General features: G+C 46.4%; 17 protein-coding genes. 9 read left to right on the top strand and 8 right to left on the bottom strand.

The genetic code is table 11. The features are described from left to right. Positions 1-64 precede the first annotated feature (64 nt). A complete protein-coding gene (locus BUB16_RS01385) occupies positions 65-889 on the bottom strand; it encodes a sulfotransferase domain-containing protein (protein ID WP_073059019.1) in 825 nt (274 codons plus the stop codon). A 416-nt stretch (positions 890-1305) separates the two neighbouring features. Between BUB16_RS01385 and BUB16_RS01380 the strand changes: the two genes are divergently transcribed. The 5 genes from BUB16_RS01380 (at position 1306) to BUB16_RS01360 (ending at position 7267) form a co-directional block, all read left to right on the top strand. Then, the gene (locus BUB16_RS01380) at positions 1306-2523 is read left to right on the top strand and encodes a GNVR domain-containing protein (protein WP_350354126.1); all 1218 of its coding nucleotides are present in this window, start codon (positions 1306-1308) and stop codon (positions 2521-2523) included. A gap of 234 nt (positions 2524-2757) precedes the next feature. Further along, the gene (locus tag BUB16_RS01375; RefSeq protein ID WP_170864237.1) at positions 2758-3705 is read left to right on the top strand and encodes a glycosyltransferase family 2 protein; all 948 of its coding nucleotides are present in this window, start codon (positions 2758-2760) and stop codon (positions 3703-3705) included. 64 nt (positions 3706-3769) lie between these two features. After that, positions 3770-4942: a glycosyltransferase gene (locus BUB16_RS01370; RefSeq protein ID WP_073059016.1), complete on the top strand. Its 1173-nt coding sequence runs from the start codon at positions 3770-3772 to the stop codon at positions 4940-4942. After that, positions 4939-6228: a hypothetical protein gene (locus BUB16_RS01365; protein ID WP_073059015.1), complete on the top strand. Its 1290-nt coding sequence runs from the start codon at positions 4939-4941 to the stop codon at positions 6226-6228. The genes BUB16_RS01370 and BUB16_RS01365 overlap by 4 nt, the downstream gene beginning before the upstream one ends. A gap of 169 nt (positions 6229-6397) precedes the next feature. Next, the gene (locus BUB16_RS01360; RefSeq protein WP_139240140.1) at positions 6398-7267 is read left to right on the top strand and encodes a sugar transferase; all 870 of its coding nucleotides are present in this window, start codon (positions 6398-6400) and stop codon (positions 7265-7267) included. Between the two features lie 48 nt (positions 7268-7315). On the opposite strand, the gene BUB16_RS01355 is transcribed toward BUB16_RS01360, so the two are convergent. The 6 genes from BUB16_RS01355 to BUB16_RS01330 form a co-directional block, all read right to left on the bottom strand. Further along, a complete protein-coding gene (locus tag BUB16_RS01355; RefSeq protein ID WP_073059013.1) occupies positions 7316-8134 on the bottom strand; it encodes an aldo/keto reductase in 819 nt (272 codons plus the stop codon). A 177-nt stretch (positions 8135-8311) separates the two neighbouring features. After that, on the bottom strand, positions 8312-10465 hold the full coding sequence (locus BUB16_RS01350) for a T9SS type A sorting domain-containing protein (RefSeq protein ID WP_073059012.1): 2154 nt from the start codon (positions 10463-10465) through the stop codon (positions 8312-8314). 13 nt (positions 10466-10478) lie between these two features. Continuing rightward, positions 10479-10802, bottom strand: coding sequence for a hypothetical protein (locus BUB16_RS01345; protein WP_073059011.1), 324 nt, complete (start codon positions 10800-10802; stop codon positions 10479-10481). Positions 10803-10818: 16 nt separating this feature from the next. Continuing rightward, positions 10819-12126, bottom strand: coding sequence for a dicarboxylate/amino acid:cation symporter (locus tag BUB16_RS01340; protein ID WP_073059010.1), 1308 nt, complete (start codon positions 12124-12126; stop codon positions 10819-10821). Further along, positions 12123-12959, bottom strand: a complete 837-nt coding sequence (locus tag BUB16_RS01335; protein ID WP_073059009.1) for a DUF92 domain-containing protein — start codon at positions 12957-12959, stop codon at positions 12123-12125. The genes BUB16_RS01340 and BUB16_RS01335 overlap by 4 nt, the downstream gene beginning before the upstream one ends. Further along, positions 12956-13207, bottom strand: coding sequence for a DUF3098 domain-containing protein (locus tag BUB16_RS01330; protein WP_211483045.1), 252 nt, complete (start codon positions 13205-13207; stop codon positions 12956-12958). Before BUB16_RS01330 ends, BUB16_RS01335 begins: the two co-directional genes overlap by 4 nt. Positions 13208-13328: 121 nt before the next feature. Here BUB16_RS01330 and BUB16_RS01325 point away from each other — a divergent pair, with 121 nt between their 5' ends. From BUB16_RS01325 to BUB16_RS01310, 4 genes are all read left to right on the top strand, one after another. Further along, positions 13329-13946 (top strand): Maf family protein, encoded by a 618-nt coding sequence (locus tag BUB16_RS01325; protein ID WP_073059007.1) that lies wholly within the window; start codon positions 13329-13331, stop codon positions 13944-13946. A 134-nt stretch (positions 13947-14080) separates the two neighbouring features. Continuing rightward, a complete protein-coding gene (gene mazG, locus BUB16_RS01320) occupies positions 14081-14842 on the top strand; it encodes a nucleoside triphosphate pyrophosphohydrolase (protein WP_073059006.1) in 762 nt (253 codons plus the stop codon). A gap of 205 nt (positions 14843-15047) precedes the next feature. After that, the gene (locus tag BUB16_RS01315; RefSeq protein ID WP_073059005.1) at positions 15048-16211 is read left to right on the top strand and encodes a citrate synthase; all 1164 of its coding nucleotides are present in this window, start codon (positions 15048-15050) and stop codon (positions 16209-16211) included. Positions 16212-16347: 136 nt separating this feature from the next. After that, on the top strand, positions 16348-17781 hold the full coding sequence (locus tag BUB16_RS01310) for a GH3 family acyl-acid amido synthetase (RefSeq protein ID WP_073059004.1): 1434 nt from the start codon (positions 16348-16350) through the stop codon (positions 17779-17781). A 270-nt stretch (positions 17782-18051) separates the two neighbouring features. Here BUB16_RS01310 and leuS read toward each other — a convergent pair whose 3' ends face one another. Further along, positions 18052-20646, bottom strand: coding sequence for a leucine--tRNA ligase (leuS, locus tag BUB16_RS01305; protein ID WP_073059003.1), 2595 nt, complete (start codon positions 20644-20646; stop codon positions 18052-18054). Between the last annotated feature and the right edge of the window lie 176 nt (positions 20647-20822).

The following is a 20822-nucleotide window of genomic DNA, read 5'->3' as shown; positions in this document are numbered from 1 at the left end:
GTGAGAATTTCAAGCGGTTGATAACGCCGGTATAGGCCAAAAGAGAAGTTTTGCAACGCTCTCATTAAATATCCCATCTTTCAAACGAGTATCCGCTGAATGTTCGTAATTGATCAATATCCGGGCGAAGATATTCCGCCAGCTCATTGCGCAACGCAGCCGGCAGGGTAGGCTTGGTCACCGGGGGACGAGTCAGCTGTTTGACCGGATCTTTGATACTATCGGGTATATACTGCTTGAGTGTTTTAATGACCGGACTTTCTAACATAAAGCGGCTTAAGCGTCCTTTTCGCCTTTTTTGGCTGGTTTCATGTTTCTGTTCTCCGTATGACGGGCTATAAAACGCCTTATCTACCCCAATGAATCCAAAAATACGCTCCAGTGCACGGCGCCGTTCATCCTTCAAAATATAGGAAGGCATAACAAGAATTTGGTCGGCCGGATAACAGCTTAGGTACTGGTCCAGCTGCCAATAGTATTTGCTGCACATCAGGTAGTGGTTGTTCTGTAAATTTTGTAATACTTCCTTAATGCTGCGATGCTCGCGTCCCTCGCTGTAATTATGGGTATAATGAGAAATGATACGCTCGATGGGATCGCGTACAAGATATATTAATTTGACATCGGGAAGCAGCTCATGCATACGGTGCGGAACCCCCTTGAAATAATGCGCTTTGGAATAATTGGGAGATGCTTCTCCATATTTTTTAAACTCTCCTTGAAACTGGGATTCATACCATGAAACTCCCCGTTCATAATTGTTTTCCGCCACAAAATAATCAACTTCCTTAATCTCCGACATCCCGACCTCCGGATGCAACTGCAAATAATGGTATAAACTCGAGGTTCCGCACTTCATGGCTCCTATGATAATAAAATTGGGAAGCATAAGAATTCAATTGGTGTTTCTCAACGGCTTTGACCGTTGAACAGCTATGACATAAATCAGGATAAAATTCGGTTAGTCCCCCACCCTCTTTCTCCATGGAGGAATTTTTTATTTTTATATGTGATTACACACAGCATTTCGAATACAATCCAGTACATATATCCCGGAGAATAGGGATTCAGGGAGATGGAAAACGCTTTCAAAAAAATGACCCGGCATCTTTATGGTTAAACGGGAACATACAAATATTATGAAACTAACATATCACATATGCGTTAAAAAACAGTTACCACAGGTATATCAAGTTTTTGCAACTTAAGTTCCGGATTTTGTAGTTCGTTGGACACTCAGATCGTTTTGTAAAAAGGTCCATAGTAAGTTAAATTGCATACGTATTGAATCTTTAACCACTAAAACTGAATTTCGCACTGGATTCATCAACCGGCCATAACAGCCCCGACTCCCCGGAAAGTGAGCAATACTATCGTCTTATACCTGTTTCCAAATCCCAGGACGAGGAGGAATATAAAAGGCTTGACGTTCGTGAATTATTCCGCTATTACTGGAACAGAAGAACGGTAGTTTACTGGTGTGTGTGTGCTTTTTTAGCTGTGGGACTGTTTTTTGCCTTTACCAGCACCGAGGAGTACACCTCGAGCGCCTCCATTATTCCGGAGTATGAGCTCCAGGACAGGGTCAATGAGGTTATTGAAAGTTTTGGACTATTATTTGGCATGACCGGAAGCGTACGTGAAAACAGGACGCCCGCCTATCTGCTGCAATTATATCCCCATATGATCAACAGCATTGATTTTAAGCAAAAGCTTATGCACAAGTCGTTTGAGTATTCCAGACAGGATACTTCTGTCACCCTATATCAGTATTTCACGGAAATGCACCAGCCTACCTTTCTACACACTATATATCACTCCTTCACGGAACCCGCAGTCCCGGATACGACAACGGCAGGTCGCGGTATTGGTATTGATAGTGGTGATGATAATGGAGATGCGCTCAGTTCGACCGGATCAGTCCGAAGCGAAAAGCAATCGCGCGTGGATGTCCCCATCCTTGAGTTAAGTGCCGATGAGAGAAAAGTTATAAATGAGCTTTCCGAACGTATAACGGCAGGATATCAGCGGCAGACAGGCATCGTGGACGTTTCAGCTACCATGCCTGAATCCGAGCTTGCGGCCAAAGTGGTAAAGCTTACTTTGGAAACACTCCATGAGGAAGCCGGCAGCTATAAAACGGCCAAAGCCCGCCGGTACAGGGATTTTCTTCAGGAGCAGCAACGTCAATCAGGAAAAGAGCTTGAAGAGGCCCGCCGGGAGCTCATGGCATTCAACAGCACCGACAGCCAGCCGTTAGATAAGAGTATGGAACTGCAAAGCAACTATGAAGTCAGCCTGGATCATTACAATACGCTGACCCGGCAATTAAAGCGGATGGAGTTAAATATTCAGGAACAATCACCCTCCTTTCGCCTATTAGATGATATTACCGTGCCCGGCAAACAAGTGGAGCCCAAGCGAACACTAATCGTATTTCTCAGCGTAATACTTGGTTTTTTTGTTGCTGTCAGCTGGATAACAGCTTCGTTCATCCTGGCCAGGGGAAAGTCGTCGGCATAGCAGTCTTTCAGACTTAGGGGAGGCGGGAAAATCAGACGATCCGAGTCACATTTTGGGATCTTTTGAGGCGAATAGTGGGCCTGTCGACGAAAAAAACCTCTGAATCCGGCCCCATTCGACGGACTCGCAGCAGATTTGGTTACGTCCGAGAGGCTCTTAGCCAGTTGAGAAGTCTTTTATCCGCAGAATTTGACAATCGCTATCGCTCCTGTTCTCATAAATTATCTTATTTATGTGCTTTCGTACTCACATTCAAATATTCACCAGCTTTCCGATTCACTAATTCGTATGGAGCGGCCTATCATTTCGATTATAACCCCGGTGCTTAATGCAGAAAAACAGATTTTTACCTTCCTCAAAGCCGTTCTGCGGCAACGTTATCCCCGGGAGAAATATGAGGTGATCATAGTTGACAACGGATCAACGGATGAAACCCTGCAGAAGGTCCGATCTTTTAAGGAGGTCATACTCCTGGAGCGGACAGACGTCCAAAATCCGTATGCCGCCCGAAACAAAGGAATACAGTATGCCAATGGAGAACTCCTGGTACTCCTGGATGTGAACTGTGTGCCCCTTCCTCACTGGCTCGAAAGCGGTGTCAAACAACTGCAGCATCCCGGGGTAGACCTGGCAGGGGGACAGGTTTCATTTACCTTTTCTGAAGATGAAACACTGGGCGAATGGTACGACTCTTTGCTGTTTGTAGATATGGAAGATCTGATAAAACGGGGACAGTCCTGTGCTGGTGGCAATCTTTTTTTCAAAAGAAAGGTATTAAATACGATAGGTGCCTTCCCGGAGAACCATCGTTCGGGTATGGACCTGTATTGGACCAAAAAAGCAACCAAAGCAGGATTTAATCTTGTCTATGAGCCTGAGGCCGAGGTGCGTTATCCCGCACGCAAGTTCAAGCCTCTTCTAAAAAAAGTGTTCCGGGTGGGAACGGGCCAGCCGAAGGTATGGCTCGATAATGACATGCATCCCCTGAAATTAATTTTGCTCATGCTGTATCAATTTGTTCCCCCCGGAACCGGGAAACTTAAAGAGAAAATACGGAGAAGGGGTAAAGAGCAAATGTATGATTACCTCCTGCCTCTGTGGGGCATCCATTACCTGCAAAAAATGGTTCTTTCTTTAGGTTGGGCCAAAGGATTTTTCAGGTACTATACCTCGAAGTTATAATTTGGTTACCTTTGATACCTGATAACTTTTATCAGCCCTTTTCCGGTTATCCATTATTCCTATTATGAAGATTGTTTTTTTAAGTCATACCCCGCGTAATTATCTATTCAAGGTTGGCAGCTATCACTTGTCAAACCACCTGGCCGATCTGGGGCACGACGTACTGTATATCCCGTCTCCACTGTCCCTCTTCCATTTTATCAATATTCCGATGCTCGGCGACAGTGATTATCGCAACGTCATCCAAAGCCGCATGCATACTCTTACGCCCCTCCGGGATTCAGATAAAGTCACGAATATAACTCCTTTTGTACTTACCCCCTTTAACAAGGGAGTATTTGACCGCCCGGAGATACCGATGAACCAGTGGTTTACCTTCAACCGAATCGATAAAAAAATTAAAGCGCTTGGATTTGACAAGGCCGATCTGGTCATACAGGACAAAGCCGGTTTATTTTTCATGCGTAAGTTCATCAATGCTCAAAGCTGGATCTACCGGGCAACCGACGATTACAGCGGCATGTCGGGGGGACCAGGAAAACAGTCGATCCAAATGCTTGAACAGAAAATATGTGATTTCGCCGACCGTGTACTCGTAACATCCGGCCCCCTGCAACAGCTCTTCCGGGAACGGTATGGGGTGGAGGCTTCCATACTGCGCAACGGTGTGGAAGCATCCCATTTCACCGGCCGCCATCAAAAGCCGGAGGAATATACCGGGGTTTCAGCTCCCATTATTTTGTATGTAGGTAGTCTCGATCAGCGCTTTGATCATCATTTGTTGATTGAAACAGCCCGGCAAAGCCCCGATTTTCATTATATGATCGTAGGCCCACAGGGCAAAAAGAATATCCCGGACGACATTGAAAACATCACGATATTGGGCCCCAAACCTTATGCGCAGATACCAGCATATATGCAACATGCGGAGGTAGGCATTCTCCCCCTTACGTTGACCGAGGCCAATCACGCCCGGTCGCCTATGAAAATATATGAGTACGGCATATCCGGCTTGCCTGTGGTAAGCACTCCATTGCGGGAACTTAAAAACAGAAATGAACATTTTATTACCTTTGCAAAAGACTCCCAACATTTCCACGAACAAATCATGTATTGCCTGGATCATAAAGATAAGCTTGCTGCCCTGGCAAGAGATAGCGCTGACAAGCATTCCTGGCGGTCCATTACCCAGCAGCTTCTGGATCTGACAACTTCCAATTCTTCCGGCGTCGCATGAACGATTTTGTCGCCAAATATCGCCATGCCCTGGCAGGCCGTACGTTCATAGACCGCTTCTTCAAGTGCTGGGCGCTCGTTTTGCCGGTTACCTCCGTCCTTGTTTTTCCTTCGATACAGGGAACGACTCCCGCTTATATAATGGCCTTTCTGACAGTTCCGTTGATGCTATACGCCGCCCGCACTAAGGAAATAAAGCAATACCTTACGATAGCCTTTCTTATTGCCGTTGGGTATATCACCCTTAATGTTTGCAGTCAATTTTTCCTTTCTCTTTATGGAGATATGGATTTGTCTTCCCTGCCCCTGGTAGACCCTCTGTCGTTCACACAAAAATTTGTCCTGCGTCCCACTCTTTTCACTCAAACGCTCTATTTAACGGCCTGCCTGTTAACTTTCTTATTCGTGTATAAATGGTATCGCCCGTCATGGGATCCCTATATCTTTGCAGGTATTCTGATGCTGGTAGCCTATGGGTTTTATGAAGTTTTCTACTATTGGGCGACCGGCACATCAGGTGATTTCCTGTCTAACCGTTTTTTTAATGAAAGATATTTTGGCAGCTCCACCCAGGTTTTCAAAATGGGAGGCATCTCACTTTTACGGATGAAAAGTCTTACGGGCGAAGCTTCGATGTTTGCATTTACCGTCTTGCCTTACTGGGTTTATGCTATCCATAAACAACGATATATAATCGCAGGCATCCTAACATTGGCCCTCTTTTTTTCCACCTCCACCACGGCCATTCTGGGTATTGTCACCTATATCGTCATTCTTATTCTCGGCCGGAAAATCGATTGGAAATACCTTGCAACTTCGGCGGCGGTCCTGCTGGCTGTTGTCATCATCAAATTTGAAACCGTTTATTCTGTTTTTAATGAGCTGGTTTTAAAAAAACTTACAGGAGCTTCCATTTCAGGCAGTGTTCGGCTCTCAAATATGCTGGATTCCTTAGCCTTCTGGTGGGAGGCCCCTTTTCCCCTCAAAATATTTGGCCTCGGCTTCGGCTACATCCGTTCGACGGATTTCTTCTCGACCATACTGGTAAACAACGGTATCATAGGATTGGCTATATTTTTACTTGTATTTACCTTTCCTATCCTTGCACTGGGTAAAACATCCAAAGAGTTTGCATTAAAAGCGGCCCTATCTATTATTATCGTCACCATGATGATAGCCGTTACAGAATATACCTATCTCCCGACCTGGCTCTTTTTGGGAATATCATATCACTACCTGACAGAAGAAGATGCTATTTCACGACGACTTTTCCGATTAATCAAATAAGACAGCCAGCAATATTCTTTTTATTTCCCCTCTTTTCCTTGTCCTATTTCTTATACAGTGTGTATAATATAGGACACGTCTTCCCCTTCTTCTGTTCACTATTGTTCGAAACAAACCCGAAAAATAGGCCTGTATCCCTTTTAAATCCCCATCTCATTCGTTCATTTTTTTGGCTAACCATCTCGCCGAAGACGGTACAGATATTGCATTTATTAGTAATAAAACAGGTTGCTTTTTCCTACTCAGGGAAACACTGCAATCCGATGTTATCAAGATTAACGTAAAAATTAATCATTCATTTATGAGTACTACCGCCCAAAAACATATTTCCGGAAATAGAAAAGTGAGAATGAGGAGCGTATCACTTCCGACCTCAGAAAGTGCATTGAACTTAGAGATTAATTCCATCTCAATAGATTATGCGCGGATTTACCACGAAAAGCTGATATGGAAACAAGCGCTTGACCTGTTGTCTGGAATGGTTGGTACCTTTATTCTTATGGTGCTGTACCCGTTCATTGCTCTGGGTATCAAACTCTCATCCAATGGCCCGGTTATTTTCAAACAGGAACGCTCCGGCTACGACGGAAGGGTCTTCAATTGCTATAAATTCCGAACCATGCATTGCAACAAGGATGAGAAGTCTGTAAAAAATCCTGATATCACCCAAAAGAATGACAGCCGGATTTTTGCTTTTGGACGATTCCTCAGGAAGACCAATCTGGATGAAATACCTCAATTTATTAACGTTCTCAAAGGAGACATGAGTCTTGTTGGTCCGCGTCCCTACCCTATTCGCGAAAATTCCTATTGGAATACGATGTTTCCTGACTTTTATAAACGTTTTTCAGTTAAGCCCGGGCTGACCGGCTTGGCACAGGCCTCAGGTCTGCGCGGAGGCACCCTTAATATTGAAGATATGCGTGAACGTCTTAAGTGTGACCTCAAATATATTAACAAGCGATCCTTTGTTATGGATGTGAAACTCATTTTTTTGACCATTAAAAGTATGCTGACGTTGAACACGCATGCTCATTAACAGAGAGTCTTGCAAAACCGTATTTTTCGGCCAATTGTAAGCTTCACTTTATTCCCAATCCGGGGCAAAGCTGGGATTTACCAGCCGCAGATTTTTGTCGAGCTGGTCGATGCGTTCAAAGTCCTCATCTTCAAGATAGAAATCAAAAATATCGAAATTATTTCTGAGATGTTCTTCACTGGACGCTTTGGGAATAGCCACTACATTCTCTTGTTCAATCAGCCAGCGAAGGGCCACCTGGGCCGCTGTCTTATCATAGTTCCGGGCGATTTCCCATAACGCCTCATTTTCATTGACTTTCCCTTTGGCCAACGGAGCATAAGCTGTGAGCATGATGTCGTTCTCAATAGCATAATCGAGCAAGTCTAACTGGTCGATAAAAGGGTGAAATTCCACCTGATCACAAAAAATAGGGGCACGAATCTCGTCATTGACCTTCCGCAGCAGAGGCAACGGAAAATTGCTTACCCCGATATTCATGGCCTTGCCCTGATCGCGTAATACCAACATCGATTCTATGGTAGCGCGTAAATCATACTGATCATTCGGCCAGTGTATGAGCAGCAGGTCAACATACGGAGTATCCATATTTCGAAGACTCTGCTCTGTCGATTGCAGAACATCGTCAGCGTCGAGATTGGTATGCCATATTTTAGTTGTAAGGAAAATGTCTTCGCGAGGAATATTGGAAACACTGAGCGCCTTCCCTATTTCCCGCTCGTTCTTATACATCTGAGCAGTATCAATATGGCGATATCCGATGTCAAGTGCTGTCCGTAAAACTCTTTCGCATTCTCTATCATGGAGTTTATAGGTACCGAGACCTATTTCGGGAACGTCTAATCCCTGTATATTTTTATATTGCATTTGTATTAAAAGAAATACTCCGTTTATTTTGGGTTAAACTAAACCTTATAACAGCTTTAGCCGTGAAATGATTCGATAAAATATAGGAAACTAACCGAATCTAAAAATCATTTAAAATTTCTGCTGAAGGTTATATAAACTATCAATTTTAAAAAAATCAATATGGCAGACTTCTCCTTATTTAATCAAGGTCATTTTTCGAGTAAAGACCTCTCCTCCGGCTTCCAGACGGGCGATATACATCCCGCTGGGCATGCTGGTTGCATTCCAGTTTATATCCGGATCTCCATCATGAGAACCGGCACTTTTGAGTTCACCATCTATTAATACAGCTACCTTTTGGCCAATCATATTCCAAACCGTGAGCGTTACTTCCGTGGGCTCATCCAGTTCATACGGAATAGTGGTCGTATTGGAAAATGGGTTCGGGTAGTTCGGTTTTAGCCTGATCGACTTCGGCAGCTCCTCCTCTTCGGCCGCAGTTTCTTCCTTACTGTCGGGGGGACGAATAGTCAGGTAGAATCTTTCGCTGCTTGTAGCCTTTTCCGAGGTGTTCAGCAAGGCTTGTTCCGAGGGAATCGAAGCCTCTTTAATTGCGGTCTCCGGTTGCTCCAATTCAAAATCATAGCTGTCTGATCTCCTTAAGTTTATTTCCCTGTTTTGTTTTCGGTCCCTGAGCATTAACTCCCATTCCCTGGGCAACTCATCGGGTCGCTCCCAGCTGAACGAAAGACGGCGTTTCTCAGCTGCCGAAAACAAGAGGGGAATCTGAATCTCCTGTTCCAATCGGCGGGGCAGTACATTTTTGGCCAGCCTGTTTCCGCTGCCCACGGGGCTGTAAAGATTTATAGAGCCCGACTTCAATGAGAAAAGCTTATAGCCGTCCAGCTTGTCTTCTTCCACTTTCCCCTCTTCCCTGAGCTCAATACGATAGCTGTCATACCACGCATCGGTACCCAGCCTCAGCTCAAAACTTCCCAGGGGATCAGGCAACGAGCGATGGAATTCCCTTTCGTCCTCTGTACCCAGGCTATTGCGGTCAAGACGAAGCATTCCCCTTACTCCTTCATCCATGTAACGAACCCAAAAAGGCTGCATGGGATCGATAACATCATTATTATTTAAACGATCAAATCCTCCATTACCGCCGCCCATCTCAGGATTCCAAACATAGATATAATTATTTATAGATGTGTGAACTTCTCTAAGGTCTTCTTTTAACGCCCCGACCGAAATCTTCATGTCGAAGGGATTTCCCAGTAAATTAAATCCTTCCATCCCATCAATACTACCGCTTTGATCGGCATCTGTGGCAGTAACCCGAATACCTACAATTTGATCGTGAAGGGACTCATCCACCGTTAATGTTTTGGGAAGCCCTCCCTGTATTCCCTCCGCACCCGGCTCATCATCTTCCGGCAGATATGCAAAATAGCCTCGGCCCGGCTCCAAATAATCGGTAACGCTCTCCGGACTTATAAAAGAACCTCCATTCTGCTCCTTCCAGGAGAAAATAGTTGCTTCACCACCGGGATCACCAGCCCCGGCGATGCCCCGGATCCGCAGGTTACCCAACAGATGCTCAAAAGAGGTGTTTTTTGTTGGAGATGAAAGGCCTTTCCACCCCCCCTCTCCTTCTATCGGAATCACAAAAGAAGAAGACTCCGAGGAAGTACTTTCAGTTGGTTTCCGGAGAGTAAACGGGGTGACATCCATGGAATATTCTGCCGGCTCATCCGCTGGCTGTTCCCAGTTTCGTTCCGTATCTCCAATCAGCTGCAGGTATTCCCCTCTGCTCCTGCCCTCTCGCATGCCCTGGTAAACCGCCCGCATAGTCGGACTATTCAGTACAATTGCTTCTTCCCCCACCTTGAGATTAATCTGACTATACGAACTTTTCCGGTTGGAGATTGCTGCAAGTAAGGTGGGCACAGATTGCAGGTCCGGGACCCGGTATGAAAAAAAAGTGGTATTCGAGGGGGACCACTTTAGTCCGTTCCCGCTCAATCTGCCTATACTAACAGAGGCTTCCTCGGTGTCGGTATTATGAAAAGTGACAATCGTCCCGGCACTGATAAGAGTATTGCCGGTCTCCCAGCGAATGTCCCCCGTTTCAAAAACACTACCGTCCCACTTAGAATCTGTAAAAAAAATAGTCGTATGGGGCGACAGATCAGCAAAGGCAACAATAGCAAATTCACTGCTGTTGCTGTTAATGCCCACAAAAGCAATATCTCCGGCCGACTGTGCTGCAGCACTCCCTGCGACCCCCAAAAGGAGTCCCCAAACGAATATATTTTTAGTAAGAAAGCACAGTAGCGTTTTGCCCATAAATAAAATTACATTACACCCCACACGTATTTTTATATTTAATACTTTTTTTGATGTTAATCAAAATAAACAGCAAAAAATTATCAAAAAATTCTTGTTCATTTTTGCCCGTCCTGTCTCCCTGACCGATCAATATTTTTTCTGCTGAGTAAAGATATCCGATAGCCCTCCTCACAAGTCGCATAGCGTCAGCAGTTGCGTAGTCAGGATCGGCCTCTAACACGTTTTGACTTACAGCAAGCCCCTTATTCCAAATGAACGGGCTGCAGGGGATTCCTCTTCGAAGCAGTATCAAATCATAGCTTTTAAAAAACAGGCACGCCTCGTCAGATCCCATCCAGCCAGCGTTTCATCTAATCATCCTCAAGATGCATCTCGCCCAGCAGTTCCTCACTGTGAGCTACAGCCACCGATACCGCAGCATCCCCGGTAATATTGACTGCGGTACGGCACATATCCAGGATGCGATCGACTCCCAAAATAAGTGCAATACCCTCAACCGGAACCTGAATAGCCTGTAAAACAATTACCAGCATGATAATACCAGCGCCCGGTACTCCCGCAGAACCTATGGATGCAAGAGTAGCCGTAAGAACGATGGTCAGCTGCTGTGCTATCGACAGGTCAAGTCCCAATGCCTGGGCTATAAAAACGGCAGCTACCGCCTGGTATAGGCTCGTTCCATCCATGTTAATCGTTGCTCCGATGGGTAGTACAAAACTTGCCACCTCCTCATCCACTCCCAGATTATTTTCCACCCGTTCCATGGTTACGGGCAGGGTTGCAGCGCTTGAGCTGGTACTGAATCCCAGCAGTATCGCCGGCCGGATAGCTCGGAAGAAGTCTGTCAGCTTCATGTTGCTGAACATTTTGAATAAGCTGGAATAAACGACCAAAACATGCAGTAGCAGCCCGGCCAAGACAGCTGCGCTGTACCAGCCCAGGGCACCCAGCAGATTGAGTGCCTGACCGAGATCATCCCCGGCCAGATCCACGATAACACCCGCCATCAGGGCAAAAACCCCGTAAGGAGCCAACAGCATAATCAGATCCACTATTTTGATAATCACATCATTGAAGGCGTCAAAAAAATCGATGAGTGGCCGCCCCTTTTCCGCCGGTACCTGAATGATACCGATACCCAACAGGATAGCTACAAAAACAACCTGGAGCATTTTACTGTTATCGGAAGCAGCGGCAAAAAGATTTTCGGGCACAATATCCACAAAGAAGCTCAACGGCGATCGCTCCAGGACCTCCTGTGCTGTTTGTTGGGAACCTTCGAGATTTCCCTGGTAACTGCTCATCAGGTCCTGCTGTGTTTCAGCGGGAAGGAAATCCCCGGGCTGTATAACATTAACGACTGTGAGTCCTATGATTATGGCACATACAGTGGTAACAATATAAATGCCAACGGTTTTGCCGCCCATACGAGAGAGTTTGGCCATATCATTTAGGCTCGTGACCCCGACGATAAGAGAGGCTAATACCAGCGGTACCGCAATAAGCTTAAGCAAATTAATAAAAATGGTGCCGAACGGCTTCACATAATCAACCGTAAAGGCCGAAAACCCGGCAACACTTGCAATAAGTCCCCATACAAGTCCCAGTATCAACCCGAAAATAATTTGCCAGTGCAGTCGCTTATACCATTTTTTCATATAGTGGAAATCCTTAATATTATGGCCAGAAATGCACCCGCACCCGTGGAAACAGCATTGACCAGGTTGTTATCGAATGTAATCTCCTTTTGAATAAGCGGGATCACTATCGGCCGGTTATCGCGCTGAAATATCGCTCCAAGGTAAGAATCGAGCACACATCCCAAAAATCCTGCTGTAAAAATAATAAAGAAGCTCCCAAAAGTAAGTGAAAAAAAATAAGTGGAAGCCGCTGCTATGAGCATGCTGCCTGCTGAAGCCCACGCCGTCCCTTTCAGACTGATACCCCCGTCTGCTCCGGATGAAACCTGCTCAAACGTTGTAATAAGGCGGGTAGCTCCCTCTTTTCTGCTTCGAAGTTCCGTGGCCCAGGTATCGGCTGTAGCCACGGCCACCGCCGTCACGCCTCCCAGAAGGAAGACGCTGCTATCGAATACAGCGGTCATCACTAAGGATACAACCATCCAAAAGCCATTCGCCCATACCTGTATACCACTGCGACGGACGTCTCCCGAGTCCTCACGGGGTGGTCTGCCCTCATCCTGGGGTGTTGAAATAACAGCACTGCTGATAAAAAATAAAAGAATGATCGCAGCCATGGGCCATCCGCCCAGTCCGAATATGAGGGTACCGGCTACCATAGCCGCAAACATACCATCCAGGGACAGACGCTGCAGTAGAAAAGCAGCCAGCGAAAACAGGAAAGATAAAAACAATCCACCGATTATCCCCCAGTAATAGACAGGATTCCCCATATCGACCATAAACAGGAGAACAGCTATAAACGTAAAAACAACATTGAACTTACGATCCACGGGTATCGCAGCTGTCAAGATTCGTCTGGTACAGCTGATGAGTCCCGGTCATGCTTCAATATGGCCACAATCACAGAAACATAGCCGGTCATAATAATAACCGGCGACAGGTACAAAGAGATGAATCCTTTTACTTCATTTTCTATATACATGGCAGAAAAACCCACAATCACCAATAATAATCCCACTGCAAGAATTTTATAGTTCCAGGCACTAAAGATCATCGGCTTCTTCTTACGGCCTCTGCTGCGATTTCTTGATACCATGAATTTAAGATAATAAATTTAAAAATTTATGCTATCCTTACAACGAAAGAGATGGATTATTCTTTCCCATCCTTTCTGTTATATAAACTAACAAAAAATTTACAACTAAATTTATCCATTTTTGGAAACGGTTATTCTTGCTTCCGGAAGCCCTCGTCGCAAAAAACTGCTTGAACAAATCAATATACCATTTCAGGTACAGAAAAGTGCGGTGGACGAACATTACCCCTCAGCCCTCTCTGCTGCTGAGGTCGTTGAGGTTTTAGCCCGGCGCAAAGCGATAGCCGTAGCCCGTCACTATACCGAGGCCCTGATCATAGGGGCTGATACCATTGTCGCATATCGGGACAAGATCCTGGAAAAACCGTCAACCAAAGAGCAGGCCCAAAGAATGCTCATGCAGTTAAGTGGAAATACGCATTCTGTTTATACCGGTGTATCACTATATAAAAAAGCAACCGATGATAACAGCCAGGCTCATACATTTTCTGAAGAAACGAAAGTCACTTTTGGCAACCTTAACATCCGTGACATAAAACAATATGTTGAGAGCGGGAGTCCGATGGACAAGGCCGGCGGGTACGGCATTCAGGATGATTATGGTGCGATATTCGTCAAGCATATCCAGGGAGATTACAACAACGTAGTGGGCTTTCCGCTTTATAGCTTTTATCAGGTTATGCAAAAGTTTGCCCCCGAGTATTTACCCGGTTATTCCGGGACAAATCATTCATCCTGACGGATTAAAAAGCGCTTTACAAATAGCTCTTTTCCTTCAGGGACCGGCAATCTCCGTGTCAAAAGTGACCACATTTACGTACCTTCTGTTAAGACACAAGCAAACATTTTAATAATCGAAATTTTTACCTCGTAATGAAGCCCACAAAAAAATTCAACGACCTGGTGGAACTTGTTAACATCCTTCGCAAAGAATGTCCATGGGACCGTAAACAAACGCACGAAAGTCTTAAGGATCACCTCATTGAGGAGGCGTATGAAACGATTGAAGCCATTGACAAAAGGGACTTCAATGAGTTAAAAAAAGAATTAGGTGATGTACTATTACATGTTGTATTTCATTGTATTATGGCGGATGAAAAAGAGCATTTTACTATCGGAGATGTGATATATACCCTGCAACAGAAGCTTATCCGCCGTCACCCGCATGTCTTTAGCGATGTTGACGCTGCTGATGACAAACAGGTTGCCGAAAACTGGGAAAACATTAAATTGCAGGAAGGGAAAAAGTCCATTCTGGAAGGTATTCCCAGACAGCTTCCGGCGTTGATTCGGGCTCAGCGAATGCAGGAAAAAGCTTCGAATGTGGGCTTCGACTGGCCGGAAAAAGCACAGGTTTGGGAAAAATTGGAAGAGGAGCTTCAGGAATTCAAGGAAACGCTCAGCGAGCAGAACACGAAAAAACAACAGGATGAATTCGGAGATCTCCTCTTTTCGCTTGTCAATGTCGCCCGCAACTATGATATCTCCGCTGAAGACAGCCTTCGCACGACTAATAAAAAATTCATCCGAAGGTTTCAATATATAGAAGAACAGCTGGATAAAAATAACAGGAATATAGCGGACACCCCCCTTGAGGAAATGGATCGCTATTGGGAGGAAGCAAAGCGGCAGTAACGTCTTTTTCCCCAGAGCTTGTTGTTTCAGAAGTGTTAAACGTTGTATTCCGGTAAACGCTGATAATTTATTCTGCGTTACGAAATTAAATTATCTCTGTCCTGCTGAATATAAGTGAATCAAAAACCTGATTTTCTGATCAGCAAACATTATATTTGACCCAAATTTAAAGTTTATATCCAATCTTAAAATTCCGGAGTACAGAATGGCTGAGAGCTTAACGAAAGATCTTGATTTAAGTAAATATCCGCATATTAATAAAGGTTTGGCAGGCATCGTCGCCTTTTCTTCAACAAAAAGTTTTATAGATGGACAACAGGGTAAACTTATTTACGCAGGCTATACTATTGACACCCTGGCTGAAAATGCCACATTTGAAGAAGTTTGTTTTCTGTTGTGGAATGACCGGTTACCCACGAAGCCGGAACTCGATGAATTGAATGCAAGACTGCAAAACAAACGAAAACTTCCGGATACGGTATTAGATTATTTGAAAAATACCTCAAGCAATGCCGAACCGATGTCTGTGCTTCGTACGGCTGTTTCCATGCTCTCGGATTTCCATAAAGTTGAAGCCGATACCAGTAAAGAATATCGCATAAACAAAGCCATTTCGATTACCTCGAAGATGCCAACGATCATAGCGGCTTTCGACCGCATCCGTAACGGGAAAGAGGTCATATCCCCCCTCTCCGAGCAAAGCACCGCTTTTAACTTTTTGTATATGCTAAACGGGGAAGAGCCCGGGGAACAGGCTGAAAAAACCATGGATCTCTGCCTGATTCTCCACGCAGAGCACGGAATGAACGCATCAACCTTTACAAATCGCACGATCTGCTCTACGGAGTCTGATATGTATTCATCCATCACCGGTGCCATTGGCGCGCTAAAGGGTCCCCTGCACGGCGGGGCTAACCAGGCCGTAATGAAGATGCTGCTCGACATTGAGGAAAAGGACGCAGATCCGGTCGGGTACATCAAAGAGCGGCTGGCTGACAAAGAAAAAGTTATGGGCTTTGGTCACCGCGTCTATAAAACAATGGACCCGCGGGCCCGCATTTTGCGCGGTATGTCGAAGCAGCTTTCTAAAGAGACGGGACACGAAACACTTTTTGAGTGGTCGGAAGCCATTTTGAAAACGATGAAAGATGAAAAAGGAATCGATCCCAATGTAGATTTCTTTTCCGCTACGGTTTACTACTCCATGGGAATCAAACCTGACCTTTATACCTGTATTTTTGCTATGAGTCGCGTTTCCGGATGGACCGGCCATTATATCGAACAAGCAGAGAACAACCGCCTTGTTCGTCCCCGTGCACTTTATACGGGCAAAAAGGATCTTGACTGGGTGCCTGTTGAAGAGCGATAACGTATTGTCATGCTGCTAAAGTTCAGAGCCCCGGTTTCGGGGCTTTTTTATTAATCCGTGTCGCAGGGACAGATTGTCTTTAATAATTTCTCCTTTACCCCGGCCATCTGCCAATTAGAAGCTTAACTTCTTTCCGTTGGATACCGAAGAAACACAGCAAAAATTACTCACCCAACTCATTGACAAAGCCAGGGAAACAACCTTTGGCCGAGAGCATCATTTTGGACGGATCAGCTGCTACGAGGTCTTCCGTAAGCAGGTGCCCATTTCCTTTTATAAAGATATTGCCGGGGGGATCGGGCAAATGAAAAAGGGGGCATCCGATATCTTTTGGCCGGGCAGGATCGATCAATTTGCGGTCTCTGCCGGGACATCGGGAGAAGGCAAACACCTTCCCCTGTCGGATCATCGGCTGAAATCCGACCGCCGCTTTATGCGTAAAATTGCGGTCAGCTACCTGCAGCAGCGCCCGAATTTTCTGGATATTATCGGTACACACATAAGCCTGCCGGGGTTTTTGGAAAAAAAAGAGCATTTTGACATTGGGGAGATCAGTGCCTTCTCCGCTCAACACGCTCCTTTCTGGCTGACCCCCCTGCAGTTTTTCAACACCGATGAGTTAGTCAATCTTCCTTTCAGGAAAAAAATCGAACGCATACTGGGCCAGGCTACAGATACTGACGTGCGGGTTATGACAGCCGCTCCCAACTGGGTATTAACCATTTTTCAGCGCCTGCTTGAACAAACCGGGAAGAAAAGTATCGCGGAAATCTGGCCGAACCTTAAACTGCTTATATGCGGCGGCGTCAAACTCGATAATTATCGTCCCCACATCCAAAGCCTGCTTGGCAGCAGAGAGGTCGATTTCATAGAAACCTATGGCGCCTCAGAAGGCTATATCGCTTTCAGCGATGATCTGCAAAAAAGAGATCTCAAGCTCATTTTCGACAACGGGATTTTTTACGAATTTATTCCCCATCCCCATGCCGGTCAGGAGACTATGTCCGCCCAGCAAGCCATCCCTCTCTGGGAAGTTCAAACGAGCATTCCTTACGCTGTCCTGGTAACGACTAATGCCGGGCTCTGGCGCTACGCCCTGAATGATATTGTGGAGTTTCAGGATACGAGGCCTCCCCGCATCAAAGTACGGGGGCGCGTCAGCGAGATGCTCGATGATTTCGGGGAAGCCCTCTATGCCTATGAAGCGGCCGAGACCCTGCATAAGACCGCTGAAGAGCTCTCCATCACGGTCGGTAATTTTACGGTGGGTGCACAGATGCCTTCCTCCCGCCAGCTGCCCCGTCATTACTGGTTTATACAGACCTCCGAATCCCTTCACAGCGATACGCTGCGTCGTTTTGCCAAAAAACTGGATGCCGCTCTTCAGCAGGAAAATCGTCACTATGCTATTCGGAGAGAAAGTGAAACGATGGGAGCACCCAAAGTTTTGACGATCAGCCAGCAACAGATTAATACCTGGCTCCACCAAAAAGACAAGGAAAAAGCCCAGGGAAAATTACCCTCCATGCTGCGCGATGACAGCGATATCGACTTTTTCAGGAATAGCTGACAGCCTTTCGGCTCCGCGGGGCCATATCCTACGCAACAATTTTCCCGCATCCGATTCGCCATATAGAAGTAGCGGCAGCAAGGAGAAATACGTATTTTTTACTTGCGGGTATAAAGTTACGGTATCATCATCAGAAGGCATTGCCAATCAAGGATATTTGGTCACTGTCAAGGACAGAGGGATTTTGAACCCGCCGCATATATGAGGATTTTACAATCCCGATAACGAAGAAGTTGTACAAAAAAATAGTTATGCAAAGCCTTCTGCCGGTTACTTCACTACCAGGTTCACAATACGCTCGGGTACAAATATTTCTTTCACTAAATTACCATCGTCGAGGTATTTAGCAACATTCTCAACCGCCTTTGCTTCTGCAAGCACGTATTCTTTGTCCCCGGCCTTTTCTCTCGGCACGTGAATCTCGCCCCGCACTTTTCCATTTACCTGTATGGGATACATCTGGGTATCGGAAATCAGGTACTCTTCCTTGAATTCCGGCCACTCGGTGTAGGCAATACTCTCTTCATGTCCCAGCCTCTGCCACAGCTCTTCGGCAATGTGCGGGGCAAACGGCGAGAGCAGCTTTACAAAACGTTCCAGAACGGGCTTCGGGTGCGACTCCCACTTATTCGCATCATTGACAAAAATCATCATGGCCGATATAGCCGTATTGAATGAGAGATCATCAATATCACCTGTCACCTTTCGAATACACTCATGCAGCACCTTGAGTTGCTCCCGGGAGGGATCTCCGTCGGTCACCGAATCTTTCAGCTCCCCGCTGTCCTCGTCAATCATCAGGCGCCATACGCGATTCAAAAAACGATATACCCCATCCACATCTTTGGTACTCCACGGTTTCACCTGTTCCAGGGGACCCATAAACATTTCGTAGAGCCGCATGGAATCCGCGCCGTACCGGTCAATGACGTCATCCGGATTTACGACATTCCCGCGCGACTTGGACATTTTATGGGCTTTGGCATCAATCTTTATATCCGTGCCCCGTACAACAAAATAATCTTCTTTTTTCTCCACCTGATCCTCATCAAGGTTCAGGCGTTCGACGTCATCCATCTCTTCCGCCTCCCCGGCGGAAACCCATTTTCCCTCCTTTTTATAGCCGGTGTATTCCATTTCTCCCAAAATCATGCCCTGATGCACCAGTCGCTGAAACGGCTCGCTGGTGGAAACCAGTCCACAGTCGTACAATACCTTGTGCCAGAAACGGGCGTAAAGCAAGTGCAGCACGCTGTGCTCGGCCCCGCCCACATACATATCCACCGGCGACCAGTAGCTTTCCGCTTTGGGATCCACGGGTCCCTCTTCAAACTCCGGGCTCATAAACCGCAAATAGTACCAGCAGGAGCCCGCCCACTGCGGCATTGTATTCGTTTCCCGGACGGCCGGCTTCCCGGTTTCGGGATCGGTCGTTTTTACCCAATCCTCGGCCCGGGCCAGCGGGGGATCACCTTCCTCGGTGGGTTCGAAATCTTCCACCTCCGGCAGCGTCACCGGCAGCTGATCCTCATCCAGCGGTTTCGGCTCACCATCGACATGGATAATCGGAAAAGGCTCGCCCCAGTAGCGCTGGCGCGAGAAAAGCCAGTCGCGCAGCTTATAATTGATTGCCTTCTTACCAGCTTCCTGTTCTTCCAGCCATGCTATAATCTTCTGTTTGGCCTCTTCAACATTCAGTCCATTCAAAAATCCGCTGTTAATGGTCTTGCCTTCCTTCGTATAGGCTTTGCCCTCAAAATCTTCGGGAGGCTGTACGGTGCGTACAATAGGCAGGTCAAACTTTTCGGCGAACTCCCAGTCCCGTTCATCCTGTCCCGGTACCGCCATAATAGCGCCGGTCCCATACGTAGCCAACACATAGTCAGCGACCCAGACCGGGATTTCCTCTCCATTTGCGGGATTTACCGCGTACCCTCCCGTAAAGACCCCGGTCTTTTCCTTACTGAGTTCAGTGCGTTCAAGATCCGACTTTTGGGCGGCCTCTTCTCTATACCGCTCAACGGCTTCCCGCTGATCTACGGTCGTAATGTGATCCACCAGATCATGTTCCGGGGCCAGGACCATGTACGTGGCTCCGAAAATAGTATCGGGACGGGTGGTAAATACCTTTATTGCAGCGGAAGAATCCGTCTCACCCGCAAGCTCAAAATCAATTTCTGCACCGATGGATTTCCCGATCCAGTTGCGCTGCATATCCTTCGTGGACTGTGGCCAGTCGAGATCCTCCAGCCCTTCCAGCAGGCGATCGGCATATTCCGTAATCTTCAGCACCCACTGGCGCATCGGCTTCTTAACGACGGGAAATCCCCCCACTTCGCTCCTGCCGTCGATCACTTCCTCATTGGCCAGCACCGTCCCCAATTCCGGGCACCAGTTGACGGGGACATCATCTTCATAGGCCAGCCCCTTCTCATACAGTTTTAAAAAAATCCATTGCGTCCATTTATAATAGTCGGGATCGGTGGTATTGATCTCACGGTTCCAGTCGTAGCTGAATCCAAGCGACTGCAGCTGCTCCCGAAATCGGTTAATATTTCTTTTCGTCGTATCCCGGGGATGTGTTCCGGTCTTGACCGCATATTGCTCGGCAGGCAGTCCGAAGGCATCCCAGCCAATGGGATGCAGCACGTTAAATCCCTTCATTCGCTTGTAGCGCGCCAAAATATCGGTAGCCGTATAACCTTCCGGGTGACCTACGTGTAATCCGGATCCGCTGGGGTAGGGAAACATATCCAATACATAATATTTGGGCTTATCCCGGCTTTCCGGGGTCTTAAAAGTCTTCTCAGACTGCCAATATTGCTGCCATTTAGACTCAATTTTTTCGGGATTATACGAGCTCATTAATCGTTGTATTATAACCTAATTATAAAATTCATCGATAGAACGCCGGTAATACCGGATAGCGGCTGAATGAGGACGATCAAAAATATGTATGATGATGTGTTGATCCGTTTTAATCGTTTCTCGGCGTTTTGTAATGCAAGTTCGCAAAGATAAGGAAAATTTGGGGTGGTTTG

Origin of the sequence: Fodinibius roseus (assembly GCF_900129315.1) — a bacterium.
Taxonomy (GTDB): domain Bacteria; phylum Bacteroidota; class Rhodothermia; order Balneolales; family Balneolaceae; genus Fodinibius; species Fodinibius roseus.
Note: the sequence above shows the minus strand (reverse complement) of the source record. Positions and strands in the feature narration are given on the sequence as shown.

What these genes read in the sequence shown, in the direction of transcription:
- BUB16_RS01350 (WP_073059012.1), bottom strand. Translation starts at nt 10,465, where the DNA reads ATGGGCAAAACGCTACTGTGCTTTCTTACTAAAAATATATTCGTTTGG.
- BUB16_RS01365 (WP_073059015.1), top strand. Translation starts at nt 4,939, where the DNA reads ATGAACGATTTTGTCGCCAAATATCGCCATGCCCTGGCAGGCCGTACG.
- BUB16_RS01370 (WP_073059016.1), top strand. Translation starts at nt 3,770, where the DNA reads ATGAAGATTGTTTTTTTAAGTCATACCCCGCGTAATTATCTATTCAAG.
- BUB16_RS01345 (WP_073059011.1), bottom strand. Translation starts at nt 10,802, where the DNA reads ATGGGATCTGACGAGGCGTGCCTGTTTTTTAAAAGCTATGATTTGATA.
- BUB16_RS01385 (WP_073059019.1), bottom strand. Translation starts at nt 889, where the DNA reads ATGCTTCCCAATTTTATTATCATAGGAGCCATGAAGTGCGGAACCTCG.
- leuS (WP_073059003.1), bottom strand. Translation starts at nt 20,646, where the DNA reads ATGAGCTCGTATAATCCCGAAAAAATTGAGTCTAAATGGCAGCAATAT.
- BUB16_RS01355 (WP_073059013.1), bottom strand. Translation starts at nt 8,134, where the DNA reads ATGCAATATAAAAATATACAGGGATTAGACGTTCCCGAAATAGGTCTC.
- BUB16_RS01315 (WP_073059005.1), top strand. Translation starts at nt 15,048, where the DNA reads ATGGCTGAGAGCTTAACGAAAGATCTTGATTTAAGTAAATATCCGCAT.
- mazG (WP_073059006.1), top strand. Translation starts at nt 14,081, where the DNA reads ATGAAGCCCACAAAAAAATTCAACGACCTGGTGGAACTTGTTAACATC.
- BUB16_RS01330 (WP_211483045.1), bottom strand. Translation starts at nt 13,207, where the DNA reads ATGGTATCAAGAAATCGCAGCAGAGGCCGTAAGAAGAAGCCGATGATC.
- BUB16_RS01340 (WP_073059010.1), bottom strand. Translation starts at nt 12,126, where the DNA reads ATGAAAAAATGGTATAAGCGACTGCACTGGCAAATTATTTTCGGGTTG.